Source organism: Martelella sp. (assembly GCF_984369615.1).
In genome coordinates this window covers 1-5,015 of record NZ_CFHTCS010000318.1, presented here as the reverse complement: position 1 = coordinate 5,015, position 5,015 = coordinate 1, and the positions used below count along the sequence as shown (strand labels likewise).

The following is a 5,015-nucleotide window of genomic DNA, read 5'->3' as shown; positions in this document are numbered from 1 at the left end:
GGCGAGCGGATACCCGCCGTGCTCACGCCGATCACGCATATGCTTGGTCGGGACGTTCCCTGTTCGCGCTATGCAACGCCGGGCGAGGTCGATACCGGGCGCGCGGTGATCGAGGCGGCTGAGGGCGGCTGGGCGGCGCTCGTCAAGGCGCACGGCGTGTTCACCATGGGCACGTCCGCCAAAGAGGCGACGGCTATCGCCATGTATCTGGAAGAGGCGGCGAAAACGACGCATTTTGCCCTGCTGCGCGGCGGCGTCGAAGAATTGTCTGCCGCCGAGCAAGCGCGCTGCTATAACTGGTTCCGCAAGAATTACGGCCAAACGGGAAACAAGGACGTCGGCAGCTAATCCATGAAACACGCGCAGCGTTACTATTCGGCCGGCGGCGAAAAGGATGCTCTCCTTTCCAATGTCGCCCTTCTCTATTACGGCGAGGGCCTGACGCAGGGCGAGATCGCCCGGCGGTTCAAGATTTCGCGGGCAACCGTCGTCAACATGCTGCGCGAGTGCCGCGAGAAGGGCATCGTCGAAATCCAGGTGGACGGCGCGCTTCTCGCGGCATCCACACTGTCGCGCGATCTCTGCTCCCGGTTCGGCCTGGAGGATGTGTATGTGGCCAGCGGCGAGGCCGCGCCGTCGAGCAGCGGAAGGGCCGAAAACCTGCCTCTGGTCGCGCGCGTCGCCGCCATGGCCGTGCTGGATATCGCCGAGGCCGGCGACAGGATCGGCGTTGCCTGGGGCGAGACGATCGCGGCGATGGCGAAGGCCATGCCGCGCGCGCCGATGAACGACATCGAGGTGTGCCAGCTGATCGGCTCGAAGGATTCAGACCGCGTTCCGGCATCCGAAATCTGCGCCATCGAGGTTGCCAACAAGCTCGACGCCGACTGTTTCACCCTGCATGCGCCCGGGATCGTCTCGACCGTGGCGCTGGCCGAGGCCTTTCGCAGCGAACCCACGATCAGGACGCAGCTGGCCCGCCTCGCCGATCTCGATCTCACGATCGCCTCCGTGGGCAATGTCGCTGACGACACACACCTCGTCACCGCCGGCATGGCGACGCCAGCGGCGCTGCGGGCAGCGCGGAAAGCCGGCAGCGTCGGCATCTATTGCTGCCGCTACATCGACGCCAAGGGCAACGACATGCCGCTTGAGCCCCAGGACCGCATCATCGCCGCAAGCATCGACAACCTCAAAGCCGCGCGCAAGCGGCTCCTCGTCGTCTGCGGCGCGGACCGCCTGCAGGCGACCCGCGCGGCGATCGAAGGCGGCCTCGTGACCCACCTCGTCGCCGACCAGACGCTCGCAAGCGCGCTTCTTGCGATGGAGTGAAGCCGGACGCCGCTGCGCGCCGACGAGAGGCGCCGGAGACTTCGATGCCTCCACCTCCTCCGCCACCTCCTCCGCTCCTTCTCCCATCGTGCTCAGTCTCGAACCATGACGAGGCGGATGTCATCCTTTGTGCTGCCGTAGACGCGATCAGAGGCGCCAACACTGCCGGCGGCATAATCATAAGGTCGATCGTCATGGGCTGGTCCCGGCCAGTCCTGTAACCCTTCCCCGCCAGAACATGCAGCCAGAGCTAGATCGCAAACCTCTGGATGATCCGCGCGGCTATCGCGAACCAGAAAGCGCAGGGTTTGCTGCATGTGATCGAGATTGGCGCGGTAGGCAATCGAGCGGCTCTGCCGACGCGATATCACCCTCCTGTCCGTCAAATGGAGACATCTGACGTCCGCGAGAATACGTCAAGACAAGGAGATAGGGCGAGCCTGCGTTTCCATGAAGGACGGAAACGCTCTCGCATCGTGGTGGCTTTGCTGCGCAACAAGCACAGCCTTCAACCTTTTTCTCCCCGTTGCGTAACAGGTCCGGCGCTCGACAGTCTTCTGTGGAACAGGCTCAAACGGGCCGCGATTTCACGAGGCGACCGGATGGCAACGACAGATAACAAACCGAAAACCAACGCACAGCGGTGGAAACGGCCGAAGCGGTTTGACCGCAATCTCATCGTGATCGGCGCTGGTTCCGCAGGGCTCGTCTCGGCCTATATCGCCGCAGGCGCGAAAGCAAAGGTGACGCTGGTCGAGGCGAACAGGATGGGGGGCGATTGCCTCAACTTCGGCTGTGTGCCATCCAAGGCGCTGATCGGCAGTGCGAAGGCGGCGCATCGGATGCGCCACGCAGACCGCTATGGGCTCAGACCGGTCGAGCCGAATATCCCCTTTTCCGCCGTGATGGAGCGGGTGCACAAGGTTATTGCCGAAATCGAGCCGCATGACAGCATCGAACGCTATACCGCACTGGGCGTCGAGGTCCTTAAAGGCTATGCGAAGCTGATCGATCCCTGGACGGTGGAGATCGCGTTGAGCAGCGGCGAGACCCAACGCCTGACGACCCGCGCGATCGTCATCGCCACAGGCGCGCAACCCTTCGTGCCGCCGATCCCCGGCATTGAGGATGTCAGTTTTCTCACCTCAGACACGCTCTGGGATGGACTGCGCGATCGCCCCGAGGCGCCAAAGCGGCTGGTCGTGCTGGGCGGCGGGCCGATCGGCTGCGAACTGGCGCAAAGTTTTGCACGGCTCGGGTCAAAGGTCACACAGATCGAAATGGCTCCGCGCCTGATGATGCGCGAGGACGAGGACGCCTCCGGGCTCGTCGAGGCATCCCTCCGATCGGATGGCGTGAGAGTTCTGACGGGTCACAAGGCTGTCGCCTGCGGCGTGGAAGCTGGCGACAAATGGATCGAGGTCGAACACGATGGCGACAGACAGCGCATCGAATTCGATGACATGATCGCAGCCGTTGGCCGGTCGCCGCGGCTGAAAGGATTCGGCCTGGAAGAGCTCGGCATCAAGACGGACCGTGTCGTGGCGACCAATGCGTATCTGCAAACGCTTCACCCGAATATCCTCGCCGCCGGCGATGTCGCGGGGCCTTATCAGTTCACCCATATCGCCGGGCATCAGGCCTGGTTTGCCACGATCAATGCGCTCTTTGGCGACATCAGGCGCTTCAGGGCCGACTACCGCATCATTCCCTGGGCAACCTTCACCGACCCGGAGGTGGCGCGTGTCGGGCTGTCCGAAACCGAGGCGAGGGAGAAGAACATTCCCCACGAAGTGACGCGCTTCGGCAACGACGATCTCGACCGCGCAATCGCCGATGGTTCGCCAGGCGGCTTCGTCAAGGTGCTGACGGTTCCGGGCAAGGACAGGATTCTCGGTGCGACCATCGTCGGCGACCATGCCGGCGATCTGCTCGCGGAATTCGTTTTCGCCATGAAACACGGACACGGTCTGGGGAAAATCCTGGGGACGATCCATATCTATCCGACACGCGCCGAGGCAAACAAGATGGTTGCCGGCCAGTGGCGCCGCAACCATCTCAACGGCGTCCTCCTTTCGCTACTCGAAAGATTCCAGACATGGAGGCGCGGATGATCGACGCCCGGATCTTGCCGCTTCAGCGCGCTGTCCTTCAGCCGGTTGCCGGGCTTCTGGCGCGGCGCGGCCTACGCGCCGACGTGATCAGCCTCACCGGTTTTCTCGCCGGCGTCGGCGCGTTCGTCGGCCTGTGCTTCGGTGCATGGTCGCTGGCTCTCGCCCTTATTCTCTGCAACCGGGTCATGGACGGGCTGGACGGCGCCGTGGCCCGCATCCAGGGCCCGACGGATCGCGGAGCCTATCTCGATATAGCGCTCGATATGGTGTTTTACGCCCTCATACCGCTGGGTTTTGCCGTTCAGGCTCCCGCTATCCATGCACTGCCGGCGGCTGTGCTGATCGTCTCCTTCGTCGGAACCGGCTCGTCCTTCCTCGCCTTTTCCGCAGTGGCCGCCAAGCGCGGCAGGGAGGCGCCGGAGTTTCCCACGAAGGGCATCTATTACGCAGGAGGATTGGCGGAAGGATTTGAGACAATCGCGATCTTCGTCGCAATGTGCCTGTTTCCCGGAAATTTTCCAGTGATCGCCTATGGTTTCGCAGCGCTCTGCGCCCTCACCACCGTGATCCGGTGGCGGCAGGGCTGGGTCGCCTTTTCCGGCGCCGTAAAATGAACGCGCAAAGGAAGGCGACGCCCAGCGAGCGGGCACGGTCATGTGCCCTGTTCTCAAGCTTCCTTGTTCAGACGGTCAAGGGCGTTGCGCAGCGTCACGCGCGCCCGGTGCAGCAAAACGCGCATGTTTCCCTCGCTGATGTCGAGCAGCGCACAGACCTCGGAAGGATCGAGCTCCTGTTGACCGCGCAGGATCAGCACCGCCCGCTGTGCCGGAGGCAGCGTCGCGATCACCGCCTCCACATGCTGCAGAATGCTCCTGCCTGCCACGTGGCGCTCGGGCGTCAGATCGTCCCAAAGCGCGGGCATTGTGCGCCAGCGCCCGCGTCCGTCAAAAGCATCGGCCAGCCCATCGCCGTCACCCTGGTCGTCAAACAGGACGACACGCCCCTCGCGCTTTGCACGGGTGCGGGCCTTGTTGATCAGGATGGTGAAAATCCAGCTCGCCAGCGAACTGCGACCCTCGAAGAGATCGATACGGTTGAGCACGGATACCCAGGTATCCTGAACCACCTCCTCCGCTGTCTGACGGGACTGGACCATCCCCGTGCAAAAGCGGATCATCGCCGCATTGTGCCGTCGGAACAGGCCTTCGAAGGCAACCTGGTTCCCTTCAACCAGCAACCGCGCCAAATGCTCGTCACTTTCCGTATTGCTCACAATCCCTCCGGCCGCCGTTTGCGTTCCATTAACAGAACAGACCTTCCGGAAGTCCAGAGCGTTTTGCGCCGATCAAGCCATCGTGACGCAACCCCGCTTCCGCTTCTCGGGAACTTGATTCAATCCCATGTTTGGAATGCGATATGGATCGAATGAACTGTCCTGCGTTCATGCACCATGACTACCCGAGCCGCACCTTCCGGCTCCTGTTGCGGCACCGGAGAACAGCCTTGCCTGATTGCAGGGCCGATGCCGCCGCAACTGGCGACTTCGCCCATGACTGGATATTCAAAGAT

5 protein-coding genes are annotated in these 5,015 nt (G+C 62.9%); 4 read left to right on the top strand and 1 reads right to left on the bottom strand.

The features are described from left to right. The 4 genes from AC5DC2_RS19205 to AC5DC2_RS19190 all read left to right on the top strand — a co-directional run. Window positions 1-348, top strand: a 348-nt coding sequence (locus AC5DC2_RS19205) for a class II aldolase/adducin family protein (protein ID WP_491699627.1), incomplete at its 5' end; no start/stop codon positions are given. A 3-nt stretch (window positions 349-351) separates the two neighbouring features. Beyond that, window positions 352-1,332 (top strand): sugar-binding transcriptional regulator, encoded by a 981-nt coding sequence (locus tag AC5DC2_RS19200; protein ID WP_024706348.1) that lies wholly within the window; start codon window positions 352-354, stop codon window positions 1,330-1,332. Between the two features lie 602 nt (window positions 1,333-1,934). Continuing rightward, window positions 1,935-3,446: a dihydrolipoyl dehydrogenase family protein gene (locus AC5DC2_RS19195; protein WP_491699626.1), complete on the top strand. Its 1,512-nt coding sequence runs from the start codon at window positions 1,935-1,937 to the stop codon at window positions 3,444-3,446. After that, window positions 3,443-4,060, top strand: coding sequence for a CDP-alcohol phosphatidyltransferase family protein (locus AC5DC2_RS19190; RefSeq protein WP_491699625.1), 618 nt, complete (start codon window positions 3,443-3,445; stop codon window positions 4,058-4,060). Before AC5DC2_RS19195 ends, AC5DC2_RS19190 begins: the two co-directional genes overlap by 4 nt. Window positions 4,061-4,113: 53 nt before the next feature. Here the strand turns inward: AC5DC2_RS19190 and AC5DC2_RS19185 are convergent, their stop codons facing one another. Then, window positions 4,114-4,719 (bottom strand): RNA polymerase sigma factor, encoded by a 606-nt coding sequence (locus tag AC5DC2_RS19185; RefSeq protein ID WP_036235667.1) that lies wholly within the window; start codon window positions 4,717-4,719, stop codon window positions 4,114-4,116. Window positions 4,720-5,015: the final 296 nt, after the last annotated feature.